This is a genomic window from Alteromonas sp. M12, from assembly GCF_037478005.1.
Lineage (GTDB): Bacteria > Pseudomonadota > Gammaproteobacteria > Enterobacterales > Alteromonadaceae > Aliiglaciecola > Aliiglaciecola lipolytica_A.
In genome coordinates this window covers 1-25,961 of record NZ_CP144164.1, presented here as the reverse complement: position 1 = coordinate 25,961, position 25,961 = coordinate 1, and the positions used below count along the sequence as shown (strand labels likewise).

Sequence of the window (25,961 nt, the reverse complement as noted above, 5' to 3'; positions counted from 1 at the left end):
ACCTTGTTGTTAAGTATCGACCTAAACACTGATTTGCTTGATCGAACTTTAATTCTATTTAGGCTAGAATAGCGCCTTAAATGATTCAATAGCGTATTTTATTGAACCGTATAGTAATTAATACTGACCCTAGGTACAGTTTTTCTAAAAATGTACCTTATATTCACCAAAGTATAGTGTAGCTGAAGATCAAGATGGCCATTTTAAACGTATTAAAATTTCCCGACGAACGACTTCGAACAGTCGCTAAGCCTGTAGATAAAGTCGACGGAGAAATAACCAAGTTAATTGAAGACATGTTCGAAACCATGCGAGAAGAAAACGGTATCGGACTTGCCGCCACGCAAGTGGACGTGCATAAACGTGTAGTTGTTATGGATATTTCTGAAGACCAAAATACTCCGCGAGTATTTATTAATCCTGAAATCATTGAAATGGATGGAGAAGCCATCAGTGAAGAAGGTTGTCTATCAGTACCTAATAATTATGCAAAAGTAGAACGTGCAGAACACGTAATCGTAAAAGCGTTAGATGCAGAAGGTAAAGAATTCACCTTGGAGGCGGATGGCTTGTTAGCAATATGCATTCAACATGAACTTGATCATCTCAAGGGTAAGTTATTTGTAGATTACCTGTCGCCATTAAAACGCAAGCGTATCCGCAGTAAGTTAGAAAAAGAAGCGCGTCTTGCCGCTCGCGCATCTTGATGTTTGGAGTGCTACATTGAGCAAAAAATTGAACATAGTGTTTGCCGGTACTCCGGACTTTGCAGCACAACATTTACAAGCATTAATTGATTCAGAACATAATATTCTAGCCGTATACAGTCAACCTGATCGTCCGGCTGGGAGAGGTAAAAAACTGCAAGCAAGTGCGGTTAAACAATTGGCTCTAGAACACAACATTAATGTTCAACAACCATTGTCTTTAAAAGCACCCGAAGCGCAAAAAATATTAGCTGAATTAAAACCAGATATTATGATTGTTGTGGCGTACGGATTGATTTTGCCGCAAATCGTTTTAGATACGCCTAGATTAGGCTGCTTAAATGTACACGGTTCTTTATTACCTCGCTGGCGCGGCGCTGCACCTATTCAACGCTCGATTTGGGCGGGTGACGAGCAAACGGGTGTGACTATTATGCAAATGGATAAGGGCTTAGATACCGGTGCGATGTTGCTTAAAAAAGCAATACCAATAGGCCCTTCGGATACCAGCGCTAGCTTATACGATAAATTGGCAAAAATTGGCCCAGATGCATTGCTAGAATGTTTAGCTAAAATTGAAAACATTGAGCCAGAAATACAAGATAATGCACTTGCCAATTACGCTGAAAAACTCAGCAAACAAGAAGCATTAATTGATTGGCAAATGACGGCAGAGCAAATAGAACGCAATGTCCGAGCATTTAATCCTTGGCCCGTGGCCTACTTCGAACTAACCCCTGAGGAAAGTGAACAGCCAATTGCCATCAAACTTTGGGAAGCAAGCTTAATCAATACAGGTAATGTGAATAGTGAACAACCAGGGAAAATTGTTTCGGTCACCAAAAAAGGTATTGAAATAACCACAGGTGAAAACAATTTATTACTAACTAAATTGCAAATCCCCGGAAAAAAACCGATGACAGTAGCAGACATAGTAAATGCTAGGAAAAATTGGTTTGTAACAGGCCAATCCCTCTCGTGAGTACCCCATCCAATGAGAAAAGAGTGACCAAGACAAATAAAACATTGCGAGCTGATGCGGCAAAAGTACTTTATCAAATTTTAGAAAATGGTCAGTCTTCTCGGGAATCCCTGCCCAAAGTCCAAGAGTTATATTCAGATAAAGACAAAGCCTGGTTGCAAGAGATGGTATACGGCGTACTGCGCCAACTACCGGTATTGCAAAGCTGGTTAAGGCTATTATTAGATAAACCGTTAAAAAATAAATACAAAGTTGCTGAGCATTTGATCATGCTGGGGTTTTATCAACTGGCATTTACCCGAGTATCCACCCATGCTGCGGTTTCTGAAACGGTAGCGGCAGCACGACAACTAAAAGTTGAACCGCTAAAAGGTTTGGTAAACGCATTGTTGCGCAACTTTATTCGACAGGAGTTAGCGCAGCAAGTTATTCAAGATCCGCAGATACGCTCAGGCCTGCCTAAGTGGTTATTCAAGCGGCTACAAGTAGCGTACCCCGAACAATTAGAAGAGCTTTGCAGTGCAATGCAGCAAAGACCGCCAATCTGGTTACGAGTCAACAGCCGTCAAACCGATATCAACACATTCAAGGGCCTGTTAGAAGAACAAGAAGTTGGTTACGAGCTAAGTGAAGAGCATACCGATGGATTGATACTTTCAAAGAGCCAAGACATCACTCAGTTACCTGGTTATCAACAAGGTCTATTTGCAGTGCAAGATGGTGCAGCTCAATTAGCAGCGAGTTACTTAGATGCTCAAGAAGGCGACCTAGTATTAGATTGCTGTGCAGCCCCAGGTGGGAAAACCTGCCATATATTGGAACGCCAAGCAAACTTGCAGAAATGTGTAGCCTTAGATATTGATGACTTGCGCTTAGATAGAGTACGAGAAAATTTAACGCGCCTAAAATTAGATGCAGAATTAGTCGCTGCCGATGCGCTTGATACCAGTAGTTGGTGGGATGGCCAGTTATTTGACCGAATTCTACTCGATGCCCCTTGCTCAGCAACAGGTGTTATAAGACGTCATCCAGATATTAAGTGGCTGCGTAAAAATGCGGATATTGAAGCATTGGTTGGTTTACAACAGCAGATACTCACAGCCATGTGGCAAATATTAAAGCCAGGCGGTACGTTATTGTACGCAACTTGTTCTATTTTACCTGAAGAGAATCACCTACAAATCAGTGAATTCTTAGAAAACAATGCAGATGCTACACTCAGTGAATTAAGCAATCCGTCTAAAACACCTTTCCCAGGAAGACAAATTCTACCCGGAGAAAAACAAATGGATGGTTTCTATTATGCGAGACTGCTAAAGTCTTCTAATGCAAAGTAAATTGTTTCGAAATTAACACATCATGAAAATTATAATTCTAGGTGCTGGTCAAGTAGGCGGTACATTAGCCGAAAACTTGGTAGGTGAAAAAAACGAAATTACCGTAATTGATTCAGATCTAGATACCTTGCGGTCGTTGCAAGACCGACTGGATTTGCGCGTAGTACACGGTGTTGGCTCTCACCCTGATATTTTAGCAAAAGCCGGTGCCGAAGATGCAGACATGTTGATCGCTGTTACCAACAGTGATGAAAGTAACATGATGGCCTGTCAGGTTGCCCACTCTCTTTTCAATACACCCACAAAAATTGCTCGAGTTCGCTCCGAACAATATATTATTCATCAAGATAAATTGTTTCACCATCAAGATATTCCTGTAGACCACCTAATCGCTCCAGAACAATTAGTCACCAAAGCGATTAAGCGCTTGATTGATTATCCAGGTGCGTTACAAGTCGTGGAATTTGCCGATGGTAAAGCAAGCTTAGTCGCCGTTAAGGCGTATTACGGTGGCCTGTTAGTAGGTCACGCGTTATCTACGCTGCGGGAACACATGCCCAATGTTGAAACTCGGGTGGCTGCCATTTATCGTCGTGGAAAACCAATAAGACCGTTGGCATCAACCGTCATTGAGGCCGATGATGAAGTGTTTTTTATCGCTGCAACTAAACACATTAGAGCAGTGATGAGCGAACTGCAGAAATTAGAGTCAAGTTATAAACGAATTATGATAGCTGGCGGAGGTTTAATTGGCGCCGGACTGGCTAAACGATTAGAGCACAATCATAACGTCAAACTGATCGAATACTCCCAAGAGCGAGCCAAATACTTATCAGCACATTTGGATAAAACCATCGTCTTTTGTGGGGATGCTTCCGACCATGAATTATTGACAGAAGAGAATGTGCAACAAGTTGACGCTTTTATAGCGGTAACGAATGACGACGAAGCAAATATTATGTCGGCCATGTTAGCCAAGAGACTGGGTGCACAAAAAGCCATGGTATTGATCCAAAGAAGTGCTTATGTTGACTTGGTTCAAGGCGGCGAAATTGATATTGCATTTTCACCACAACAAGCGACGATATCTGCTCTGCTTACCCATATCCGACGTGGTGACATAGTCAATGTTTACTCATTACGTAGAGGTGCAGCCGAAGCCATTGAAGCAATTGCCCATGGTGATGAAAACACCTCGAAAGTTATCGGCAAAAAAATAAGCGATATTAAGTTACCACCAGGAACAACCATAGGCGCTATCGTTCGCCAAGATGAAGTTATTATCGCCCATAGCACCACATCAATCGAAGCGAACGACCACGTTATCTTGTTTTTAGTCGATAAAAAATTCATCTCAGATGTGGAAAAATTATTCCAGCCCAGCGCATTCTTTTTTGGTTAGTTAAACAATAGTTGTATATCCTTATTAATATAAGTTGTGCTACTTTGCGCTATTATTGCAGTTAAACCTGTTGAGACACCCTCAACTTTTATACAGAGACAAAAAAATGAAACATATTGCCATTTTACTTACTGTTGCTACATTAACTTTTTCAGCTCAATCTCATGCCGAAGGCTGGTTTGATTCATTAAAAAGTATGTTTGGAATGAGTGAAGAAGCGGAAGAAACAGTGCCAACTACGAGTGCGATGGTAGGCAGCCTAATTGAAAATTTGAACGTCGATTCATCACAAGCAGAAGGTGGCTTAGGTTCATTGTTTAATTATGTAAAAGGTAATTTGACCGCTGACAAATTTAGTCAGTTATCTGAAACTTTGCCAGGCATTAACGAACTTATCAGCGCCGCTCCTGACGTAAGTGAGTTAAAAAGTACTGATGGGCTAGGTTCATTATTAGACAAAGCTGCAGAGTACAACGACTCAGTTAAAGCCATTAATGAAGTGAAAAAACAATTCGAAGCACTAGGTCTTAAACCTGAAATGATTATGCAGTATGTAGAACAAGCTAAAGCATATCTAGATACAGAAGAAGGCAAGCAAGCTAAAGACTTATTAATGCAAGGTATCGGCAATTTAATGGGCCAAACTGGCAACTAAAATAAATCTATTTCCATTCTATCTTTTAATAATACTGCTTTTAATTGGCGATTATTGAAAGATAGAAGCTTGTTAGGTGAGGGATATTCACCGGCATGACAAAAATCATTTTAACATTAAGTTCATCAAAAACTGGTGTTAAAATGAACAATGTTGAACTATAGTATTGTTAATACGTTGTATTTAATTTTGTATTTTAACTTTTAAGGAGGAAAGTTATGAATATTCAAACTTTCTCAAACAAAGTCACTTTCCCACGTTTTTGTATATTTGTAATGTTATTCACACCTCTATTCAGTTGGTCTGATCCGCAATCAGACGCAGACGAATTAGCCAAGATGCAAGCCCAATTAAATAAAGAAGTAATGGCTAAACCATTTTTGGCAGAAAAGCCGGAAGAAGTTGATGCTTATATAAAAAGCATGCTAGAAAAAAATGTAAAACCAGCGGAATATTCAGGACAAAATTGGCGCCCAGGATATACCTGCCGAGATTTACTTAGATATAATTGGAGAGAATATCGAAACTGTCGTTATTATTACCGATATTATGGACGTTATTACTAATAATAGTTTTTTTATTTAACCTCACCACACAATACTAATAAACATTAAAAAGGTAATTATAAAAATGAAAAGGAATCAACACTTCAATTTTTTGATATTCGCAATGCTCACGCTCATGTTGTCTGGGTGTGCGGCTGTGCATACGTCAATAGCCAAAAAAGATTTAGATGTTCAAACTAAATTAAGTACCTCAATCTTTGTTGATGCTGTGGCACCTGAAAAACGCAAAATATATCTTGAAGTTCGTTCTGCAGTAATGGAATTTGACCGAAATGCGTTTCGTGAAGCATTAGTATCGCAAATTTCAGGCAGTGGAAATGGTTACTCATTTGTAGACAGTCCAGAAGATGCACAATTTTCAATGAGTGTGTTTGTACGGAACCTCGAAAAGGCTTCACCCACAGCAGCAGCGAACTACCTAAGAACTGGTTTTGAAGGTGTAGCCGCAGGGTCTGCGCTAGGTTATGCCGCTGGAGGTGGTTATCGTGATGCAGCAGCAGGTGGTCTTGTTGGTGGGTTAGTGTCTACCGCAGCAAACGCATTTGTTAAAGATGTGACTTTTTTATTAGTCGCTGATATTCAAATAAAGGAACGTGCACGTTCTGGCGTTTTGGTCCGCAGAGATTCAAAAATTAACACCAAAATATCTGATGATGGTGCTACCACGCAAACCTATTCAGAAGCAACGAATCAAAAAGAATATCGCACCAGAGTAGTCACTACAGCGAATAAAGCCAATTTAGAGTTAGAAGAAGCACAACCTACTATGTTTGATAAAACAGCATATGCAATGGCGTCATTTTTCTAAATTTTACTGCTAGGCATACGATTCTAGTGTATGCCTAAACCATACTATTCAAATCAGCGATGTTTTGTATACCCAATAACGTATTCAAACATCGCTTCTTATCTCACTCAGACTCACACTGCATCATCCCAAGTTGACATAGCATCTACCCATAGGTCCGGTTTTACGCTAGAAAGAAGATAAATTGAGACTGCTAGTATCAGTCTCCGCGCAGCTATCAAAGTTTATGTGTCTTTTTAGATTAGCTACGCCAGAATGTTGGAGAGAATAAGACTAATAGAGAAAACACTTCAAGTCGTCCAAATAACATCGCAATAATTAACAACCACTTCCCTGAATCAGAAACATCAGCAAAAGTACCGGCCACTGTACCCAGCCCTGGACCTAAATTGTTAAGTGTTGCAGCGGTAGCAGAAAACGCCGTTAAATTATCCATACCTGTGGCTATCAAGCCGATCATAATGACCACAAATATCATCGCATAAGCAGAAAAGAACCCCCACACAGCTTCTACGACTCGCTCAGGCATAAGTCTATCCCCTAACTTTACAGAATATACCGCTTTGGGATGTATCAACCTTTCAACTTCTCGTTTACCTTGCAGGTATAAAAGGAAAACGCGAATGACTTTTAATCCTCCACCCGTTGAGCCAGCACAGCCACCGATGAAACTGGAAAAAATTAATAATATAGGTAGGAATACCGGCCAACTGGTAAAATCAGTGGTCACAAACCCAGCCGTGGTACTAATAGATACGGCTTGGAATATTGCCTGATTAAAAGCGGTTTCTGCGGTGCCAAATATCTGGTGGTTTACCAAAACCAAAAAACACACCAGAATCAATACGAACTGAATGAAAAAGAAGGCCTTAAATTCTGGATCATAGATATATCCTCGCAACGAACGTCCGCTGGCTGCAGCGTAGTGCAAGGCGAAATTTAATGCTGCAATCCATAAAAAAACCACACAGATAAGATTGATAACTGGGCTGTTAAAATGACCTAAGCTTGCGTCGTAAGTCGAGAATCCGCCGATGGCGATAGTCGAAAATGAGTGACAAATGGCGTCAAACCAATCCATACCAGCAACCCAATAGGCGATTGAACAAGCTACGGTAAGAGCAAGGTAGATGTACCACAAGTGTTTTGCAGTATCTGCAATCCGAGGTGTCATTTTAGAATCTTTAACTGGGCCAGGAGTCTCAGCACGATAAAGCTGCATACCCCCTACCCCTAGAATGGGCAGAATAGCTACGGCAAGTACAATTATCCCCATCCCGCCTAACCATTGTAGTTGTTGACGATAAAACTGAACAGATTTAGGTAGGTATTCGATCCCTTCAATAACGGTGGCCCCCGTTGTCGTTAATGCCGAAAATGACTCGAAAAACGCATCTGTAACCGTCATTCTGGGTTGATCGAGCAACAGAAATGGAAAGGCACCAAAACTGGCCAACACCACCCAAAACAAAACGACAATTAAAAACCCTTCTTTTGCACGTAAGTCATTTCGGTGACGTCTATTGGGATACCAAATTGCTAAGCCAGTGAATAAGATTAAAAAGAATGCAAGTATGAATGGCAGCCCACTGCCATCTTCAAAAATCAATGAGATAGTTGCAGGAAACAACATTGTTGAGCTGAACAATGCGACCAATAACCCCAGAATACGAATGATAGTGCGGTATTGCATCATTGCGTATTCGGCCTATTTTGAGGCCGTTGGTCGCACCGGTAATTTGGATTCATATTTGTTGTATCTCTAACAAGACCAAGCCTTGTATATTTAATGTTTGGTTATTTATGCAATTATCATCTGCAAGCTTACAAATCTAAAGTACTAATTGTAATTAATCTAGGTTTAAAATGTTGTTTTTGTTGAGCTTGCGACCTTGGGCTGAGGTAAAACTGCCCTTTTGAGAGCATTTTAACTAATAGTTAAAATCTGACGACCAACATTTTTGATAGATCTCCGCCCCTACCAAGCATGCAAAATGTAGATTCATTGGCAGGTAAGCAGCGCTAAAACCGAAAGTTTGTAAGCGCTAACATACGAGTTATATTTTTTAATTATTTTTACTGTACAAAGAACTTGAAATTGATAAATCGCTAGACGCTAGCCCTTTGTTTTTGTGGCTTATGCAAATGTGTATTTTAACCCTCAAGTTTTGATTCAAAAATAGTTTAAGCCAGAACCTTCCCTATTGTTTTTTATGTGGTACATTACCGCCCTGCTCGATTTTCAGCTAATCAGAATCTGTCGATTTGCCGCGATAAATGGAACTTATTAGAGCAGTCCAGTTTTACAATCTTAATTGTTTTTAAGCTGTAAGAACTGCTAGATCAAGTTGGGACGACAAACCAGCCCATGCTAGAAACAACAATCTAGAATAAGCTATTTACAATAAAGCTCTCTAGAATAAAAAAGTTATCCACAAGATAATAAAAAAAATATGTTAAAGGATATTCTTTCTCCTTAATAACGAAAAGTACAGCCGATAAGGCTTTGAACACATTGAAAAGATTTATTTTTGATGCGTTTAACCGTGCGTGATACTTTTTATCTACAAAGTTATCCACAACTTTGGTGGTAGATGCTAAAGCCTTTATGTGGCATTCTGACGCCTTTTCCAGCTTAATCAATATGGATCTCTTCTATGGCATCGGTTCCAAACAATCCTTTTATCCTTGTAGATGGCTCATCTTATCTTTTTAGAGCGTTCCACGGCATGCCGCCGTTAACCAATTCGAAGGGTCAAGATACGGGTGCAATCTACGGCGTAGTTAATATGTTACGCAGCCTTATACAGCAATATTCACCTACGCATATGGCTGTCATTTTTGATGCTAAAGGGAAAACCTTTAGAGATGATATTTATCCTGAATATAAAGCCAACCGCCCGCCCATGCCTGATGAATTGAGAAGTCAGATTGCACCTTTACATGCCATCATTAAAGCAATGGGGTTACCTTTGATTGTTGAAGATGGGGTTGAAGCCGACGATGTAATTGGCACCTTAGCGCAACAAGCCACTGAACAAGGCATCCCTACCCTGATCAGCACCGGCGATAAAGATATGGCTCAACTGGTTAATGAACACGTTACGTTAATTAACACCATGAACAACCACATCATGGATAAAGACGGTGTAATCGAAAAATTTGGCATACCTGCCAATTTAATAATCGACTTTTTAGCGCTCAAAGGCGACAAAGTGGATAATATTCCAGGTGTTCCAGGGGTGGGCGATAAAAGCGCTTTAGGCTTGCTACAAGGTATTGGCAGCATTGATGAAATCTATAAAAATTTAGATAAGATTGCAGAGCTTGAGTTTAGAGGCGCTAAGAAAATGGCCGACAAGATGCGTGAATTTGAAACTCAAGCACGACTTTCTTATGAACTTGCCACCATTAAACTTGATGTGAAGCTCGAATTTGGACCGACTGAACTCAGCCCCACACCACCGGCACATGAAGAGTTAGTAGAGCTGTTTAAGGAATACGAGTTTAAACGTTGGTTAGCCGAAGCAACTGACGGCCGCAGTATACTGAATTCAGCGAATAAATCTGCCAGTGCCACGGCGAAAGTAGATGAAACAGACGTTAATACTCCTCCAAAAGTTGAAGAAACAGCTTACACCACAATATTAACCGAAGCCGAATTAGAGGATTGGCTAAGCCGTTTAGAACAAGCTGAATTGTTTGCCTTTGATACCGAAACAACGAGCCTAAATTATATGGAGGCAGAATTAGTCGGTATGTCATTTTCGGTAAAGGCAGGCGAAGCTGCATACCTGCCTTTAGCCCATGACTATTTGGATGCACCGGAACAACTAGACCGCGCAATGGTATTAGAAAAATTCAAACCTTTGCTGGAAAGTGAATCCCATAAAAAAGTCGGACAACACCTGAAGTACGACAAAAATGTATTAGCGAATTACAATATTGTACTTCGCGGAATTGAATTCGATACCATGCTTGAATCCTACGTCCTCAATAGCGTGGCCACACGCCACGACATGGATAGCCTATCGAAGTATTACTTACAACATAACGCAATTAGTTTCGAAGAAATTGCAGGTAAAGGCGCTAAACAATTAACCTTTAATCAAATACCGCTAGAAAAAGCTTCCCCTTATGCCGCTGAAGACGCAGATGTTACTTTACGCTTGCACCAAGAGTTGTGGCCAAAGCTGTGTGAACACGAATCACTAAAACACGTATTACTCGACATTGAAGTCCCGCTGGCATCGGTGTTAGCTAAAATGGAACAAAGAGGCGTGTTAATTGATAGTCAAACCTTATTGCAACAGAGTCAAAATTTAGCTTCTCGTATTATGCAATTGGAAAAAGAAGTTCATGAAATGGCTGGCGAAGAGTTTAATCTTGGTTCAACCAAACAATTGCAGGAAATTTTATTTAATAAGCTAGATTTGCCGGTCTTGAAAAAGACCCCAAAAGGCGCACCATCTACTGCTGAGGAAGTACTTCAAGAACTCGCTTTAAACTATCCTTTGCCGAAACTTTTGATGGAATTTAGAGGGCTAACCAAACTAAAGAATACCTATACAGATAAACTACCTAAGATGATAAACCCTAGAACAGGTAGAGTGCACACTAGTTATCATCAGGCGATTGCAGCCACAGGACGTTTATCATCCACCGAACCAAATCTACAAAATATCCCAATCAGAACCGAAGAAGGCAGAAAAGTTAGGCAGGCCTTTGTCGCGCGAAAAGGTTATAAAATTGTCGCAGCCGATTATTCTCAAATTGAATTAAGAATAATGGCGCATCTGTCAGAAGATAAAGGGCTTTTGGACGCTTTTTCTTCCGGTAAAGATGTGCATAAGGCCACGGCTGCTGAGGTATTTGGAGTCGCTCTAGAAAATGTTACTACAGAGCAAAGACGAAGTGCTAAGGCGATTAACTTTGGGTTAATTTATGGGATGTCTGCGTTCGGTTTAGCCAGACAATTAAATATTCCAAGGCAAGATGCACAAAAGTACATGAATTTGTACTTTGAGCGATACCCTGGCGTATTAAAATATATGGAACAGACCCGAGTAGCTGCAAAAGAAGACGGTTTCGTTTCTACCGTGTTCGGTCGACGTTTATACCTTCCAGATATCAACGCAAGTAATGGCATGAGACGACAAGGCGCTGAACGAGCTGCGATTAATGCACCTATGCAAGGAACCGCGGCCGATATTATTAAAATGGCCATGTTGAAGGTAGATGATTGGATCGAGAGCCTGAAAAATGACGATGTGCAAATGATCATGCAGGTACACGATGAACTTGTTTTTGAAATAAAAGAACAAAACATAAAAGAAAACACACAATCCATAATAACCTTGATGGAGAACGCCTGTGACCTATCAGTACCTTTAATAGTAGAGGCTGGAGAGGGTGAGAATTGGGATGAAGCGCATTAATAAAGTGCTTAAATCTAATCTAAATCCGATTATTTCTGTAATAATATTACAAAAATATTTGATTTTTTCAATTCCATAGCTAGAATGAGCTTTGTAGGGTACAGAGGTTAACTTATTAAGTTAGATATACCTTTGCTTTCGACCCCAGCAATTTGCTGGGGTTTTTTTATGCCTTTTAGAACCGTCCCAGCCTAACACTATCAGCTATAACTAAGACCTTTTTAATTTGCTATTAAACGCCTGCACATCAAATGCTGAATAGACTCGCAGCCATCAAATAATCAAGATGAGAGCAGTTTGAATTTATTAGTTTTCGAAAACTCGAATTTGAAATTATCAATAAAACAGGAATTTTTTTACAAAGCGGTGAACTTTATTGAAATGAGCTACTCTGAATATACGGTTTTTATGTGTTTTCTCTCTATCCTGTGCCCCTTCTTTTGAAGGGGCTTTTTTTTATCTAAAAAGTAAATTAACCCTCGATAGGTTTTTCTTTATCAGCAAAACCCAACCATTCATCTAATACTCTTTCAACGTTGTCCAGGCCTAGACCATTTAATGAAGAAAAAACATGCACTGTAACGTCACCACAAAACGCCATAGACGCTTCTCTTGCCATTAATAGTTGTGCTTTACGTTTTCCCGCCTTTAGCTTGTCAGCCTTTGTTAACAACGCTAATACAGGCAAGTTGCGCTCCACTGCCCAGTAAATCAATTGTTGATCTAAATCTTTGAAAGGATGACGGATGTCCATTAACACCACTAATCCAGCAAGACTTTTGCGTACTTGTAAATATTCACCTAGGGCTTTTTGCCATTTAAGTTTCATATCCAAAGGTACTTTGGCATAACCATAACCAGGCAAATCTACTAATCTTCGCCCTTCTTCAATCTCAAATACATTGATTAACTGTGTTCGGCCTGGTGTTTTACTGGTTCTTGCTAAACTTTTTTGACGGGTAAGACGATTTAGGGCACTGGATTTTCCCGCGTTTGAACGACCGGCAAAAGCGACTTCGTTGCCCTCGTCTTGTTCAAGATGATTGATATCTGGGGCACTGGTAACAAACTTGGCGTGACTGTAATGACTCACTCGAACTCTCTTTAAAAACGGTAATTAGGGGTAAATTTCTGGCATAGTATACCATTTAACTGCATTTATTAGCGTAAAACACTGAAATATCCACACAATTGTTCGGGAAATGATTTTATCGCGCCATTAAATGTGTAAAATACTGATATTCTATTAACCAATGCATAAGATGTTTTGAGAGTCACTATGAAAAAATTGGGTTTGTTGGTGTGTTTGACCGTAGGTTTTTCTGCTTCAGTATTTGCCAAAGGCGACGCACAAGCGGGTGAAGGGTTAGTTACAAGCAAAGGCTGTGTTGCCTGTCATGGTGCAGATGGAAATAGCCCTCTGGATATTTATCCGTCCATAGCCGGCCAACACGCTGAATACATTGCAAAGCAGCTAAAAGAATTAAAGCTAGGTGGTGAAACAGCAGGTGCAGAGGGACGTTACGATCCGGTCATGAGTTCACAAGCAGCATTGTTGAACGAGCAAGAAATGCTAGATTTAGCAGCATACTTCGCTACCCAGGAAGCAAAACCTGGTACTACTCCAGAAGACGTAGTGGAAAAAGGCGGTGAATTGTATCGCGGTGGCGACCTAGAGCGAGGCATCACAGCTTGTATTGCCTGTCATGGACCTAGAGGTAATGGCTTAGGCTTAGCTGGATTCCCAGATATTAGCGGCCAAAAAGCAGCTTATTTGAAGTCTCAGTTAGAGAAGTTTAAAGCAGGCTCTCGTGCTAATGACTTAAATGGAATGATGCGAGATATTGCAGCTAAGCTAACTGATGAAGACATCGAAACTCTTTCTCAGTATTTAGGCGGACTACACTAAGTTTTTTACTTAGCAACAAATAATTTCGACAAAAAAGTGAACCTTTTTAGACTAAAAGGTTCACTTTTTTTGTTAATAGATGTAAATAAGTTGTAAATTTTATTTTTTGCTGTATTCTTTGCGCAAATAAAAAGAAGGATTAACAAACCTTATAAGGTTTGTCAGGGAAGTTAGAACAGCTAATAATAATAATAACAATCCGCTGTTCATTGAGGTTCCATTTTGGAAATTATGGATTAACTATAAAGCGTCAGGAAGACCCAAAACAATATAACAACTTCGTTAGCAATAATAAAAAGTGAAGTGCAAGACAAGGAAAGCAATACAGGTTTAGGATGAACACGTAACGGGAGAAGTGTCATAAGACACTCTATATTTAAAAGGTAACAGGTTCCTGTTACCTTTTTTCTTATCTGCGTCTTTATAACGTCAAATTAAGTCAATCGATTCAACCAATTCAGCAAGCATATTAAATCTGTATATGTAGGTTTAAAATGCGCTAAAATGAAGAATCGACTTAATATGGCAATCAATTATGGCTAGAGTAAAAAAATCACGTAAAGTTGGACGCATTGGTGTCCCTAAAGAAAGTTGGGCGCCAAGAAAGCCCAAAGATCCAACCAACACTAAACCTAAAAAGCATAAAGGCAATCCCTCGGGAAGTCGTCATAGCGCCGTGGAACTTAACCAGCAGGCGCCGAATCAATCGAAGCAAAACGATCCTCGCATCGGCAGTAAAAAGCCTATTCAGCTAATTGTAGAGCCGAAGGAATTCAAATCTAAACCTAAACCAAGTAAACCGAAATATTTCTCCCCCGCTCAAGAGCTAGCAGAACTGGAAGATAATGAACGTTTGAATAATTTGCTAGACAACATGGATAGTGGAATAGCATTGAATGCTGACGATAAACGTTATGTCGAACGAAAACTCGCCAGACATAGAGAATTATGTGAACTGCTAGGTATAGATGTAGAACCTGAAGCAAAAGACAAGCAAGTTGAAGGTAAAGAAGACGATCCTTTTGCACGCTTTGAGTCTATTAACATAGATGAATTTAAATAGGAGATAAGGTTTTGTCGGTTTTAGAGTATACGCTGGTAGCGTTAGCACTTTTGATCATTGGGTCTCTCGCGTTTTATGCAGGCAAATTACTGTTTCAATTAAAACGACAGAAACAAGCCCAACAAAAAGCAAGACAAGATCGTGTCGTTAGAATTATGGAAAGTGTTCACACCATTGCCTTGGCAGTAGAACAGCAGCAATGTAACTTATCTGAAGGTGCGATTAGATTGGTCAACTTGTTAGACAGTGTACCTGTGGCGTCACCACCAAATTGCCAACGGGACTATCCCAATCTGTATAATTTGTTTTTGGCAGTTAGGGAGTTGCCTACGCACCAACAGCGCAAAGCTTTGGCACCTGAAGTAAGAGCGCAGCAAGACCAAAATAGAGAAGAACAAGAGGCCAAATTGGAGTCTGCTATTTTAAAAGAAATGGTGATGATAAGGTCACTTAGTTTTAACTAGTTTAGGCCTGTTTATAGCAGTGGCAATCGGTAGTGTGGTCATTGACTAGCCCTACCGCCTGCATAAACGCATAACAAATCGTCGTACCAACAAAGCTAAAGCCCTTTTTCTTAAGGGCTTTAGACATTTCCTCAGATTTTGGTGTAGAGGTTGGCACTTCACTGGCGCTAACCCAATGATTTGTTATCACCTTATTGCCGACAAAACTCCAAATAAACTGATCGAATTCAATCCCCTCCTCTTGCATTTTTAAATAAGCTTTTGCGTTGTTAATGATAGATTTAATTTTTAAACGATTTCTGACTATGCCTTTGTCTAACATTAAACGTTCGATATCTTGGTCATCAAATAGTACGATTTTTGTTGGTTCAAAATTGTGGAATGCAGCTTCATAGTTTTGTTGTTTTTTTAGAATCGTAATCCAGCTTAGTCCCGCCTGTTGACCATCTAGACACAATTTAGCAAACAAATCGATAGGGTCCCTGACCGGCCTACCCCATACCTTGTCATGATATTCTTGATAAATTGGATCTTTGCCCACCCAACTACAGCGATTAGTATCCACATTCTTTCCTTATTTCACGCAAAATTCCCAACAACTTGGGCTTAACTTGCATGTTTATTACAAAATTCGATGAATTAGCCTACATTCAAAGCAAGACAAAAGGTATACTTGCGGGCATTTTTTTAGTAACCGATAATGTAGTGATTGTACATGCAAAAGTTTGATATTAAGACGTTTCAGGGCCTTATCCTCGCATTGCAGGATTTTTGGGCTCGTCAAGGCTGCGTAATTATCCAGCCATTAGATATGGAAGTGGGTGCAGGTACCTTCCATCCAATGACATTTTTAAGATCCTTAGGGCCCGAGCCGATAAGCAGCGCTTATGTGCAACCTTGTCGTCGTCCTACAGATGGACGCTACGGTGAAAACCCAAATCGTCTACAACATTATTACCAGTTCCAGGTAATGCTCAAACCTTCACCTGATAATATTCAAGAGCTTTACCTAGATTCACTTAGAGAGTTAGGTTTTGATCCATTAGTGCACGACATACGCTTTGTTGAAGACAACTGGGAGTCCCCCACTTTGGGCGCTTGGGGTCTTGGTTGGGAAATTTGGTTAAACGGAATGGAAGTCACTCAGTTTACTTACTTCCAGCAAGTAGGCGGATTGGAATGCGCCCCTGTCACTGGCGAGATTACCTACGGCTTAGAGCGTTTAGCAATGTACATCCAAGGTGTCGACAGTATCTATGATTTGACCTGGACTGACGGCCCAATGGGTAAAGTAACTTATGGCGACGTTTTTCATCAAAATGAAGTTGAACAGTCTGCTTATAATTTTGAACATGCAGATGTTAAAGCCTTGTTTGGAACCTTTGATCAATGCGAAAAAGATAGCCAACGACTAATTGAAGCAGGACTTCCACTTCCAGCTTACGAACAAGTAATGAAAGCATCTCACGCATTTAATATGTTAGACGCACGTCACGCAATATCGGTAACAGAACGCCAACGTTACATACTAAGAGTGCGCACTCTGGCAAAAGCAGTAGCAGAAGCCTACTACCAAAGTCGTGAAAAACTCGGGTTTCCCATGTGTAAAGATGACGCAAAACAGGGAGGCAAAGGTGATGCGTAAAGAAAATTTGTTAGTTGAATTAGGAACAGAAGAACTTCCACCAAAAGCACTGAAGAACTTAGCGCAAGCGTTTGCAGATAATATTAAATTAGGTTTTGAAGCAGCAGATTTAGAATTTGATGCTATCGAAAGCTTCGCCACGCCGCGACGCCTAGCGGTCAGAGTCATAGCATTGGCCGAGAAGCAACTTGACAAGCAAGTCGAAAAACGTGGTCCTGCAGTCACAGCCGCATTCGATGCACAAGGCAATCCTACAAAGGCAGCAGAAGGCTGGGCTCGTTCAAATGGTATTAGTGTTGACCAAGCACAGCGACTCAAGACCGATAAGGGTGAATGGCTCTTACATGTTGCCAATGTAGCCGGTCAGACGTTAACGACCTTATTGGAAGAAATCGTTGAAAGCGCATTAAAGAAATTACCTATCCCTAAAGCAATGCGATGGGGTAATAAAGGAATTCAATTTATACGCCCTGTACACACGCTCTGTATGCTTTACGGAGAAAGTATAGTTGCGGGCTCAGTATTAGGTTTAACGTCAAGCAGAACGGTTAACGGCCACAGATTCCATGGTGAAACCAGCTTCGAGCTAGCCCATGCTGACGATTACCAAACTCAGCTTAAAAATCATTATGTAATTGCTGACTATCAAGCCCGCCAAGATATCATCAAACAACAGCTTCAAGACGCTGCAGCTCAAGAAAACGGTGTAGTTGAACTTGAACAAGAGTTGTTGGATGAAGTAACGGCATTGGTTGAATGGCCCGTAGTATTAGTTGCTAATTTTGAGGACGAATTTTTACAAGTACCAAAAGAAGCCCTAATTTATACAATGAAAGGCGACCAAAAGTACTTCCCGATGTTAGATACTAATGGCGAGCTTAAATCTCGATTTTTATTCGTAACCAATATCGAAAGTAAAGATCCCGCTCAGGTTATTCACGGCAATGAAAAAGTAATTCGTCCCCGTTTAGCGGATGCCCGATTCTTCTTTGAAACTGATAAAAAGCGCACATTAGAAAGTCGTCTAGATAGTTTAGAAACAGTTTTATTCCAAAAACAATTAGGTACCTTAGCGGATAAGTCTCGCAGAATTTCTAAATTAGCCGCAAAAATATCCAAACATATTGGTGCCGATGAAGCCCAGGCAGCTAGAGCTGGATTATTATCAAAAACTGATTTAATGACAGAAATGGTAATGGAATTTCCAGATGTTCAAGGCATCATGGGAATGCATTATGCGAATCACGATGGCGAAGATGCAGTTGTTGCAAATGCATTAAACGAACAATACATGCCTCGTTTCTCTGGTGATGCCCTACCCCAATCTAACGTGAGCTGTGCCGTTGCACTTGCCGATAAGCTAGATACTTTAGTAGGTATATTCGGTATTGGACAATTACCTAAAGGTGACAAAGACCCCTTTGCACTTAGACGCGCAGCAATAGGTATATTGAGAATAGCTGTTGAACTGAAACTACCAGTAGATTTGACCGTGTTAGTGAGCGATGCATACCAACTATTGCAAGACAAAATAAATAACAACGACACTGAAGAACAAGTTGTTGACTTTATTTTAGGTAGATTTAGAACCTGGTATCAGGAACAAGGCATTGAAGTTGATGTCATACAAGCAGTACTTTCTCGACGACCTACAGCACCTGCGGATTTCGATGCGCGTATCCATGGTGTTAAACAGTTTAAGTTACTACCCTCAGCTCAAGCCTTAGCTGCAGCAAACAAACGTGTAGCTAACATATTAGATAAGAATAATGTATCTGATGAATATAAGCTGGATGCTAGCCTATTGGTAGAGTCTGAAGAGAAACATTTAGCCGAAGAGATATCTCGCATTCAAGAAGAAGTAGCGCCATTGTTGGCAAAAGCCAATTATGAAGCTGTGTTGCAAGTTCTTTCGCAACTGGCAAGCAGTATCGATGCATTCTTTGATAATGTAATGGTAATGGCCGACGATCAGTCTGTTAAGAATAATCGCCTCGCACTTCTACTGCAATTACGTCAGTTGTTCCTTAAGTGTGCCGACATATCATTATTAAGATACGAATAAAACGAAGTTGAGGTTTAAATACAAGAATATGAAAAATAGAATCGCTTTGATTTTTCTAGTCAGCACCTTTGTTTCCGGCTGCTCAACGACCTTTGTTGAGCAGATAATGGAAAAAGACTACCAAAGCTTCTATCTACGAGGAGTCTTTACTTGGTGGGAAGCTGATGAGAATTATCGAATTAAGAAAGTAAACGGTAATCTGTATAAGGCAACCGTGAAGCTCATCGCAGATGGTCAGCCCTATGATTTTAAATTTGCAGACGAAAATTATACCCCTGGATATGACTGTGGCAGCCCTTCCGGCTCTGCTGGAAAAGTACTAACTGTGGGTAAAGCAGCAAAGTCGTCCTGTGAAAATCCTGGCGGTAATTTTCAATTTACTCCAGATGAAACAGGCGCATATGACTTTTTTATCGATTTTACCAGTGAACAATCTCCGGTTGTTTATATTGAAAAATCCTAAATATTAGTTAACTCTTGCATACTCACCTCTTAGGGAAACCTAGGAGGTGAGACGCTATAACCTCCATAGAAAGTCTTAATATCCCCTCTATCATCCCGTTAAATCAGAACAAAATAGATGTTCCATATCTATTCAGTAGTCGCTCTTTTACTCCATACATTAAAATCAACGCTAACGTCTGCTCTTTTTGATCTATTATTGCGCGGTTAAAATTGATATTTTTGAATTAAATCAATAATTTAGAGCCGAAAAAAACGCTGAAAACAGAAGTTCTCAGCGTTATTAATTTAACAAGTTGTCAGGTTCTACAAGTTAAAGCTTGCAGACTATTGGACTAAACGTCTAGGTTAGCCACTCTCAAGGCGTTTTCTTCGATGAAGTTACGTCTAGGTTCAACTTGGTCACCCATCAAGGTAGTGAACAATAGGTCAGCACCAATAGCGTCTTCTATGGTTACTTGAAGCATTCTACGATTAGCAGGGTCCATTGTAGTTTCCCACAACTGACTAGGGTTCATTTCGCCCAATCCTTTATATCGTTGGATATACTGACCACGTTTAGATTCGGCCATTAACCATTCCAATGCACTTACAAAATCGGTGACAGGTTTGGTTTTCTCGCCGCGTTTAACATAAGCGCCTTCTTCCATAATGCCATTGATTGCTGCATTTAGTTCTTTGATTTTGGTGTATTCAGTTGAATCAACAAAATCATGGTCAAATTTATATTCAGTATCAATACCGTGCTGACGCAAAATAATTGATATGTAATGACTGCTGCGCTCTACATCATCTTTAACTTCAAAACTGTAAGTTGCACCATCAGATTCATCATCAGTTAGTGAAGCAATATAAGTTTTACCAAAAGCTTCTAGTTTAGCTGGATCAGATAAATCAGAAACATTTAAAATATCACTGTAAATTAATTGGTTAACAAGAACCTTCGGATATAACCTACTAATTCGATTAATCATTTTCACAGCAAGGTGATACTGCTTAACCAAGTTTTCTAAGGCAACACCTGAAATGCCAGGTGCTTCAGAATTAACATGGATAGAAGCGTCATCTAATGCAATTGAAGTTAAGTAATTAGTTAATGCATCGTCATCTTTAAGGTATTGTTCTTGTTTACCCTTTTTAGCTTTGTAAAGCGGCGGTTGTGCAATATAGATATAACCACGCTCAAGAATTTCAGGCATTTGACGGTAGAAAAAGGTAAGAAGCAAAGTACGAATATGGCTTCCGTCGACGTCAGCATCTGTCATGATAATGATTTTATGATAACGCAACTTTTCAGGGTCGTACTCATCTCTACCAATACCACAGCCTAATGCAGTAATTAGCGTCGCTACCTCTTGAGAAGAAAGCATTTTATCAAAACGTGCCTTCTCAACATTAAGAATTTTACCTTTCAATGGAAGTATTGCTTGGTTCTTACGGTTACGCCCTTGCTTTGCAGAGCCTCCCGCAGAGTCCCCTTCCACTATATATAGTTCAGAGTTAGCAGGATCTTTTTCCTGACAATCCGCAAGCTTTCCAGGTAAACCTGCTAAGTCCAACGCACCTTTACGGCGAGTCATTTCTCTCGCTTTTCGAGCGGCTTCTCGAGCACGAGCTGCATCAATAATTTTACCAATGATGATTTTACTTTCAGTCGGATTCTCTAAAAGGAAATCAGTTAAGGCTTCACCCATTGCAGTTTCAACAGCAGGTTTTACTTCAGAAGAAACCAATTTATCTTTGGTCTGTGAAGAAAACTTAGGATCAGGTACTTTTACTGAAATAACAGCAGTTAGCCCTTCTCTTGCATCATCACCACTTGCGTTCGTTTTAGCCTTTTTATTCAGGCCTTCTTTTTCCATGTAGTTATTTAATGTACGCGTTAGCGCTGCACGGAATCCAGCGAGGTGACTACCACCATCACGTTGGGGAATATTATTGGTAAAGCAAAATACATTTTCGTTAAAGCTATCATTCCATTGCATCGCAACTTCAACTGATATGCCATCATCCCTTTCAGTTGTGAAATTGAAAATCTTTGAATGAACGGCTGTTTTAGCTCTATTGAGGTATTCAACAAATGCCAAAATACCACCTTCATATTTGAAGTGGTCTTTTTTACCATCTCTATCATCAGATAAAACAATGGAAACACCAGAGTTAAGGAAACTTAATTCTCTTAATCTTTTCGCCAAAATATCGTAGTGATATTCAACATTAGTAAAGGTATCTTCGCTAGGCCAGAAACGTATTGTGGTTCCAGTAGTGTCAGATTCACCAACCGCTTTTAGCGGTTCTTGAGGAACACCATGAACGTATTCTTGTTCGAATACTTTACCCATGCGACGGATTTTCATGGTCAGTCTTTTTGATAATGCATTTACAACAGAAATACCAACACCGTGCAATCCACCGGATACCTTATAGGAATTGTCATCGAACTTACCACCGGCGTGAAGTACTGTCATAATAACTTCAGCTGCAGAGACACCCTCTTCCTCATGTATCTCTGTAGGAATACCACGACCATCATCTGATACAGAAATAGAACCATCAGTGTGAATTTTTACGTTAATTTCCGAACAGTGACCAGCCAAAGCTTCATCGATGGAGTTATCAACCACCTCAAAAACCATGTGGTGAAGTCCGGTACCATCGTCTGTATCACCAATATACATACCCGGTCTTTTTCTTACTGCATCTAGTCCTTTAAGTACTTTAATACTCGAGGAATCGTAGTTATTCTCTTCTGCCATTTGATTAGTTCTCCTCTCTCATATGGCCATGTTCCACGTGAAACATTTTCTTGTTTTTGTATTTCTCTATAAACAGCAATTGAGATTTTTCGATTGCTGTAATAAAAAGCTGTGTTTCGTTTTCTAACAGTTTATCAATAAAAGATTCTCGTTTAGTCTCGTCCAGTTCAGCACCAACATCATCTAATAGAAATACACAGGACTTTTTCGTTTTACCGCTTAGGTGCTGTATTTGAGCAAGTTGTAATGCTGCCACCAACATTCGCAATTGACCACGAGATAAGGTCTCTGAAACTTCAACACCATTGCATTTAAGTTTCAGATCAGCCTTGTGTGGACCAACGCTTAAATAACCATTACGACAATCTTTTTCAAATTTTCTTTTAATAGACTCTTCAAGTGAAGCGTCTTTTTCCCAACCCCTATGATACGAGATTTCTACCGAAAACTCAGGTAGAAATTGCATTAAATTGCTATTTATATGCTCCAAAATGCTATCTAGGTAGCCTTTTCTCAATTCTGTAAGGTGGTTTCCTACCTTTATGATTTGTTTGTCCCAGAATTGCATCTGAGTGCTATTTTCGTTGTTACTTTTTAAGCCGATTTTACGTAGTAGCGCGTTCTTCTGTTTTACTAGTTTTTGGTAGTCTTGAGAGGTCTGAATGAATGAAGGTTCCACGTGGAACAATCCCCAATCTAAAAACCGACGTCTTAGTGACGGACTACCTATTATTAAATCTGAACTTTGTGGTGTGAATATCTGAATAGGAACATGACTAACAAGCTCAGACATTTTATTCGACTTGTTGCCATTTACACTGACCAACAGGGAGTCATCATTTTTACGAGACATACCGAGTTTTAGAGAATGATTAGAATCAGATACAACACAAAAAACACTGAATTCAGTCGAATCATATTGAATCACGTTTTTGTGTTTAAGGGTTCTGAATGACCGTCCAAAACCCAAGTAGTGGAGAGCCTCTAAAAAAGAAGACTTTCCACTACCGTTTTGACCAAATATAAAATTCAACGAAGAAGAAGGTGAAATGTCAACATTTTGCAGATTTCTAAAATGTTGGATCTGGACTTTGTCCAGCTTCATATGCCGATGTTTCCTAAACTACAATTACAGTCTCATCGGCATAATAACGTAAAGAGCTGAATCATCAGCAGCATCTTCAATCAATGCACTACTATTAGAATCGGCTAGCGTTATCTTAACGTTTTCAGAACCCAACGAATTAAACACATCAATTAAATAAGCAACATTAAAACCTATTTCTAACTCCCCTTCACCTTCGTAAGAAACATCTACAATTTCTTCTGCTTCTTCTTGCTCTGGGTTGTTAGCTGTAATTTTAAGTTCGTTTTTAGAAAGGTTTAAGCGTACACCTCTGAACTTTTCATTAGATAGAATAGAAGCTCGAGAGAAAGCATTTTTAAGAATATCTTTGCTGGCCTCGATGATCTTATCACCATCTTTGGGAAGCACTCTGCGATAGTCTGGGAAACGACCATCTACCAACTTACTAGTAAAGATAAAGTCAGTAGAAAAAATTCGAATGTGATTTGAACCCAACTGTACTTTCACAAGGTTATCATCAGCTTCGATAAGTCGACTTATTTCCAATACACCTTTACGAGGAATAATAACTTGTCTACTTGGCAAAGGAGCTGCTGTATATTTCAATCGACATAACGCTAGTCTGTGACCGTCAGTTGCAACAGTTCGAATAATATCTTCTTCGGTTTCAAGGCTCATCCCGTTAAGGTAATAACGAACATCTTGCTGTGCCATTGAGAACTGAGTACTTTCAATCAAATGTTTAAGATTAGCTTGGGAAATTTCAAATTCAGTTTCCCCTTCCCAATCTTCTAGATTTGGATAGTCACTGGCCGACAAAGTAGATAACGAATATCGACTTCTACCTGAGCGTATCAGTGCTTTATTACCATCAACTTCGAATTTGATTTCGCTTTCATCGCCTAAACCTCGACATATGTCGAAAAGCTTTTTGGCAGGAACGGTAATTTCGCCCTCTTCAAATTCACCGGTTAAGGTTACGTTAGAGATCAATTCAACCTCTAGATCCGTACCCGTTAGCCAAAGTGAACTATCACTGACTTTTATTAGTACATTAGATAATATCGGTAAAGTATGTCGTCTCTCTACAGCACCAGAGACTAATTGAAGAGGTTGGAGAAAGTTTTCCCGGCTGATGGTGAATTTCATTTATAAACTCATTTTTTATTTTAAGAAGATAGTGTTCGAATAAGATTCTGATAGTCTTCTTTTATATCATGACTTTCATCTCTTAGCTGTACTATTTTTCTGCATGCATGCAAAACCGTAGTATGGTCCCTTCCGCCAAATGCGTCACCAATTTCTGGAAGGCTATGATTGGTTAATTCCTTTGCCAAAGCCATCGCCACTTGGCGTGGTCTTGCTACACTGCGGCTACGTCTTTTTGACAAAATATCAGCAATTTTGATTTTGTAATATTCAGCCACAGTTTTTTGGATATTATCAATGGTAACTAACTTTTCTTGAAGCGCTAACAAATCACGAAGCGCTTCTCTAACAAAATCAATGGTAATTGCACGGCCAGTGAAATTTGCGTTGGCAATTACCCGATTAAGTGCCCCTTCTAATTCCCGTACGTTTGAGCGCAAACGTTTAGCAATGAAAAAAGCCACTTCATCAGGTAATGAAATTTTGTTCTCAAGGGCTTTACGATTCAAAATCGCTACTCTTGTTTCAAGTTCTGGCGGTTCTATGGCAATAGTTAAACCCCAACCAAAACGAGATTTTAATCTATCTTCCACCCCATCGATTTCTTTTGGATATCGGTCAGAGGTCAGAATGATTTGTTGATTGCCTTCTAACAACGCATTAAAGGTATGAAAAAATTCTTCTTGTGAGCGTTCTTTATTAGCAAAAAACTGAATGTCATCTATTAACAAAGCATCCACAGATCGGTAGTAACGTTTGAACGATTCAATCGCATTATTCTGCAACGCTTTTACCATATCCTGAACAAAACGTTCTGAATGCATATAAACCACAGTGGCATTTTTTTTCTTTGCAATAATTCCATTACCTACAGCGTGCAGTAAGTGAGTTTTACCCAACCCGGTCCCGCCATAAATAAATAGCGGGTTATATGCCCCGCCTGGATTATTAGCCACCTGAGTTGCCGCAGCTCTTGCTAACTGGTTTGACTTACCTTCAACAAAATTATCGAATTTGTAGGTTACATTAATATTACTTTTATGAGCTTGACTGGAAACACTGGCTTTTTGATTAAAATCTTTATTATCCGGTTTTTGCGTTTCTGAATTTTGGACGTCTACTGCAGGTTGTTGCGCGCTATTGGGTTTCGCCGTATTACTCGCACCATTATTGTTAGGCGCAAAATTACCATTTGAGTTGTTATTGTTAGAAGCAAAGTTTGACGTCTGTCTAGCTGTCACTTCCAATAATAGACTTGGCGCTTCTGGACCACAAAATTCTTCCAACAACTGGGTTATACGACTGTGGTACTTATCCCGAACCCAATCAAGCACGAATCGGTTAGGAGCAGACAAAGTTACATAAAGATTATCTTCTGAAACTTTTAGCGGTCTTATCCACATACTAAATTCTTGCGTAGAAAGATCGTGTTGAAGACGATCGAGGCATCTATTCCATAAAGACAT

The 25,961-nt window shown here is 39.9% G+C and carries 21 protein-coding genes; 14 read left to right on the top strand and 7 right to left on the bottom strand.

Annotation, left to right across the window (positions count from 1 at the left end; translation table 11 throughout):
- Positions 1 to 194: 194 nt before the first annotated feature.
- The 7 genes from def to VUI23_RS00075 all read left to right on the top strand — a co-directional run bounded on the left by def (position 195) and on the right by VUI23_RS00075 (position 6,457).
- Positions 195 to 707 (top strand): peptide deformylase, encoded by a 513-nt coding sequence (gene def, locus VUI23_RS00105; protein WP_216046775.1) that lies wholly within the window; start codon positions 195 to 197, stop codon positions 705 to 707.
- A 16-nt stretch (positions 708 to 723) separates the two neighbouring features.
- Positions 724 to 1,689, top strand: a complete 966-nt coding sequence (gene fmt, locus VUI23_RS00100; RefSeq protein ID WP_342806104.1) for a methionyl-tRNA formyltransferase — start codon at positions 724 to 726, stop codon at positions 1,687 to 1,689.
- A 23-nt stretch (positions 1,690 to 1,712) separates the two neighbouring features.
- On the top strand, positions 1,713 to 3,026 hold the full coding sequence (gene rsmB, locus VUI23_RS00095) for a 16S rRNA (cytosine(967)-C(5))-methyltransferase RsmB (RefSeq protein WP_342806102.1): 1,314 nt from the start codon (positions 1,713 to 1,715) through the stop codon (positions 3,024 to 3,026).
- A gap of 22 nt (positions 3,027 to 3,048) precedes the next feature.
- Positions 3,049 to 4,428 (top strand): Trk system potassium transporter TrkA, encoded by a 1,380-nt coding sequence (trkA, locus tag VUI23_RS00090; RefSeq protein ID WP_216046778.1) that lies wholly within the window; start codon positions 3,049 to 3,051, stop codon positions 4,426 to 4,428.
- A gap of 106 nt (positions 4,429 to 4,534) precedes the next feature.
- Entirely contained in the window at positions 4,535 to 5,083 is a 549-nt protein-coding gene (locus tag VUI23_RS00085; protein WP_303501993.1) for a DUF2780 domain-containing protein, read from the top strand.
- A gap of 275 nt (positions 5,084 to 5,358) precedes the next feature.
- Positions 5,359 to 5,649, top strand: a complete 291-nt coding sequence (locus VUI23_RS00080) for a hypothetical protein (protein ID WP_252728753.1) — start codon at positions 5,359 to 5,361, stop codon at positions 5,647 to 5,649.
- Positions 5,650 to 5,713: 64 nt separating this feature from the next.
- Positions 5,714 to 6,457: a complement resistance protein TraT gene (locus tag VUI23_RS00075; RefSeq protein WP_216046780.1), complete on the top strand. Its 744-nt coding sequence runs from the start codon at positions 5,714 to 5,716 to the stop codon at positions 6,455 to 6,457.
- Between the two features lie 241 nt (positions 6,458 to 6,698).
- Here VUI23_RS00075 and VUI23_RS00070 read toward each other — a convergent pair whose 3' ends face one another.
- On the bottom strand, positions 6,699 to 8,150 hold the full coding sequence (locus VUI23_RS00070) for a TrkH family potassium uptake protein (RefSeq protein ID WP_216046813.1): 1,452 nt from the start codon (positions 8,148 to 8,150) through the stop codon (positions 6,699 to 6,701).
- 964 nt (positions 8,151 to 9,114) lie between these two features.
- Between VUI23_RS00070 and polA the strand changes: the two genes are divergently transcribed.
- Positions 9,115 to 11,895 (top strand): DNA polymerase I, encoded by a 2,781-nt coding sequence (gene polA, locus VUI23_RS00065; protein ID WP_342806100.1) that lies wholly within the window; start codon positions 9,115 to 9,117, stop codon positions 11,893 to 11,895.
- Between the two features lie 472 nt (positions 11,896 to 12,367).
- Here the strand turns inward: polA and yihA are convergent, their stop codons facing one another.
- Positions 12,368 to 12,988 (bottom strand): ribosome biogenesis GTP-binding protein YihA/YsxC, encoded by a 621-nt coding sequence (gene yihA, locus VUI23_RS00060; RefSeq protein ID WP_303501988.1) that lies wholly within the window; start codon positions 12,986 to 12,988, stop codon positions 12,368 to 12,370.
- Positions 12,989 to 13,174: 186 nt separating this feature from the next.
- On the opposite strand from yihA, the gene VUI23_RS00055 reads away from it, so the two are divergent.
- The 3 genes from VUI23_RS00055 to VUI23_RS00045 all read left to right on the top strand — a co-directional run bounded on the left by VUI23_RS00055 (position 13,175) and on the right by VUI23_RS00045 (position 15,331).
- The gene (locus VUI23_RS00055; protein ID WP_216046783.1) at positions 13,175 to 13,804 is read left to right on the top strand and encodes a c-type cytochrome; all 630 of its coding nucleotides are present in this window, start codon (positions 13,175 to 13,177) and stop codon (positions 13,802 to 13,804) included.
- A 535-nt stretch (positions 13,805 to 14,339) separates the two neighbouring features.
- Positions 14,340 to 14,867: a Der GTPase-activating protein YihI gene (yihI, locus tag VUI23_RS00050; RefSeq protein WP_216046784.1), complete on the top strand. Its 528-nt coding sequence runs from the start codon at positions 14,340 to 14,342 to the stop codon at positions 14,865 to 14,867.
- A gap of 11 nt (positions 14,868 to 14,878) precedes the next feature.
- Entirely contained in the window at positions 14,879 to 15,331 is a 453-nt protein-coding gene (locus VUI23_RS00045) for a DUF2489 domain-containing protein (protein ID WP_216046785.1), read from the top strand.
- 1 nt (position 15,332) lies between these two features.
- Here VUI23_RS00045 and VUI23_RS00040 read toward each other — a convergent pair whose 3' ends face one another.
- The gene (locus VUI23_RS00040; protein WP_342806098.1) at positions 15,333 to 15,896 is read right to left on the bottom strand and encodes a DNA-3-methyladenine glycosylase I; all 564 of its coding nucleotides are present in this window, start codon (positions 15,894 to 15,896) and stop codon (positions 15,333 to 15,335) included.
- 150 nt (positions 15,897 to 16,046) lie between these two features.
- Between VUI23_RS00040 and glyQ the strand changes: the two genes are divergently transcribed.
- The 3 genes from glyQ to VUI23_RS00025 are packed head-to-tail and all read left to right on the top strand — an operon-like array spanning position 16,047 to position 19,504.
- Positions 16,047 to 16,976, top strand: a complete 930-nt coding sequence (glyQ, locus tag VUI23_RS00035; RefSeq protein WP_216046787.1) for a glycine--tRNA ligase subunit alpha — start codon at positions 16,047 to 16,049, stop codon at positions 16,974 to 16,976.
- The gene (gene glyS, locus VUI23_RS00030; protein ID WP_342806096.1) at positions 16,969 to 19,041 is read left to right on the top strand and encodes a glycine--tRNA ligase subunit beta; all 2,073 of its coding nucleotides are present in this window, start codon (positions 16,969 to 16,971) and stop codon (positions 19,039 to 19,041) included. Before glyQ ends, glyS begins: the two co-directional genes overlap by 8 nt.
- Before the next feature lie 28 nt (positions 19,042 to 19,069).
- Positions 19,070 to 19,504: a hypothetical protein gene (locus tag VUI23_RS00025; protein ID WP_216046789.1), complete on the top strand. Its 435-nt coding sequence runs from the start codon at positions 19,070 to 19,072 to the stop codon at positions 19,502 to 19,504.
- A 334-nt stretch (positions 19,505 to 19,838) separates the two neighbouring features.
- On the opposite strand, the gene gyrB is transcribed toward VUI23_RS00025, so the two are convergent.
- From gyrB to dnaA, 4 genes are read right to left on the bottom strand one after another with little or no spacing between them, the layout of a single operon-like run.
- Positions 19,839 to 22,259 (bottom strand): DNA topoisomerase (ATP-hydrolyzing) subunit B, encoded by a 2,421-nt coding sequence (gene gyrB / locus VUI23_RS00020; RefSeq protein ID WP_216046792.1) that lies wholly within the window; start codon positions 22,257 to 22,259, stop codon positions 19,839 to 19,841.
- A 4-nt stretch (positions 22,260 to 22,263) separates the two neighbouring features.
- Positions 22,264 to 23,364, bottom strand: coding sequence for a DNA replication/repair protein RecF (recF, locus tag VUI23_RS00015; protein WP_342806094.1), 1,101 nt, complete (start codon positions 23,362 to 23,364; stop codon positions 22,264 to 22,266).
- A gap of 24 nt (positions 23,365 to 23,388) precedes the next feature.
- The gene (gene dnaN, locus VUI23_RS00010; RefSeq protein WP_216046794.1) at positions 23,389 to 24,495 is read right to left on the bottom strand and encodes a DNA polymerase III subunit beta; all 1,107 of its coding nucleotides are present in this window, start codon (positions 24,493 to 24,495) and stop codon (positions 23,389 to 23,391) included.
- Positions 24,496 to 24,515: 20 nt separating this feature from the next.
- Positions 24,516 to 25,961: a chromosomal replication initiator protein DnaA gene (dnaA, locus tag VUI23_RS00005; RefSeq protein ID WP_342806092.1), complete on the bottom strand. Its 1,446-nt coding sequence runs from the start codon at positions 25,959 to 25,961 to the stop codon at positions 24,516 to 24,518.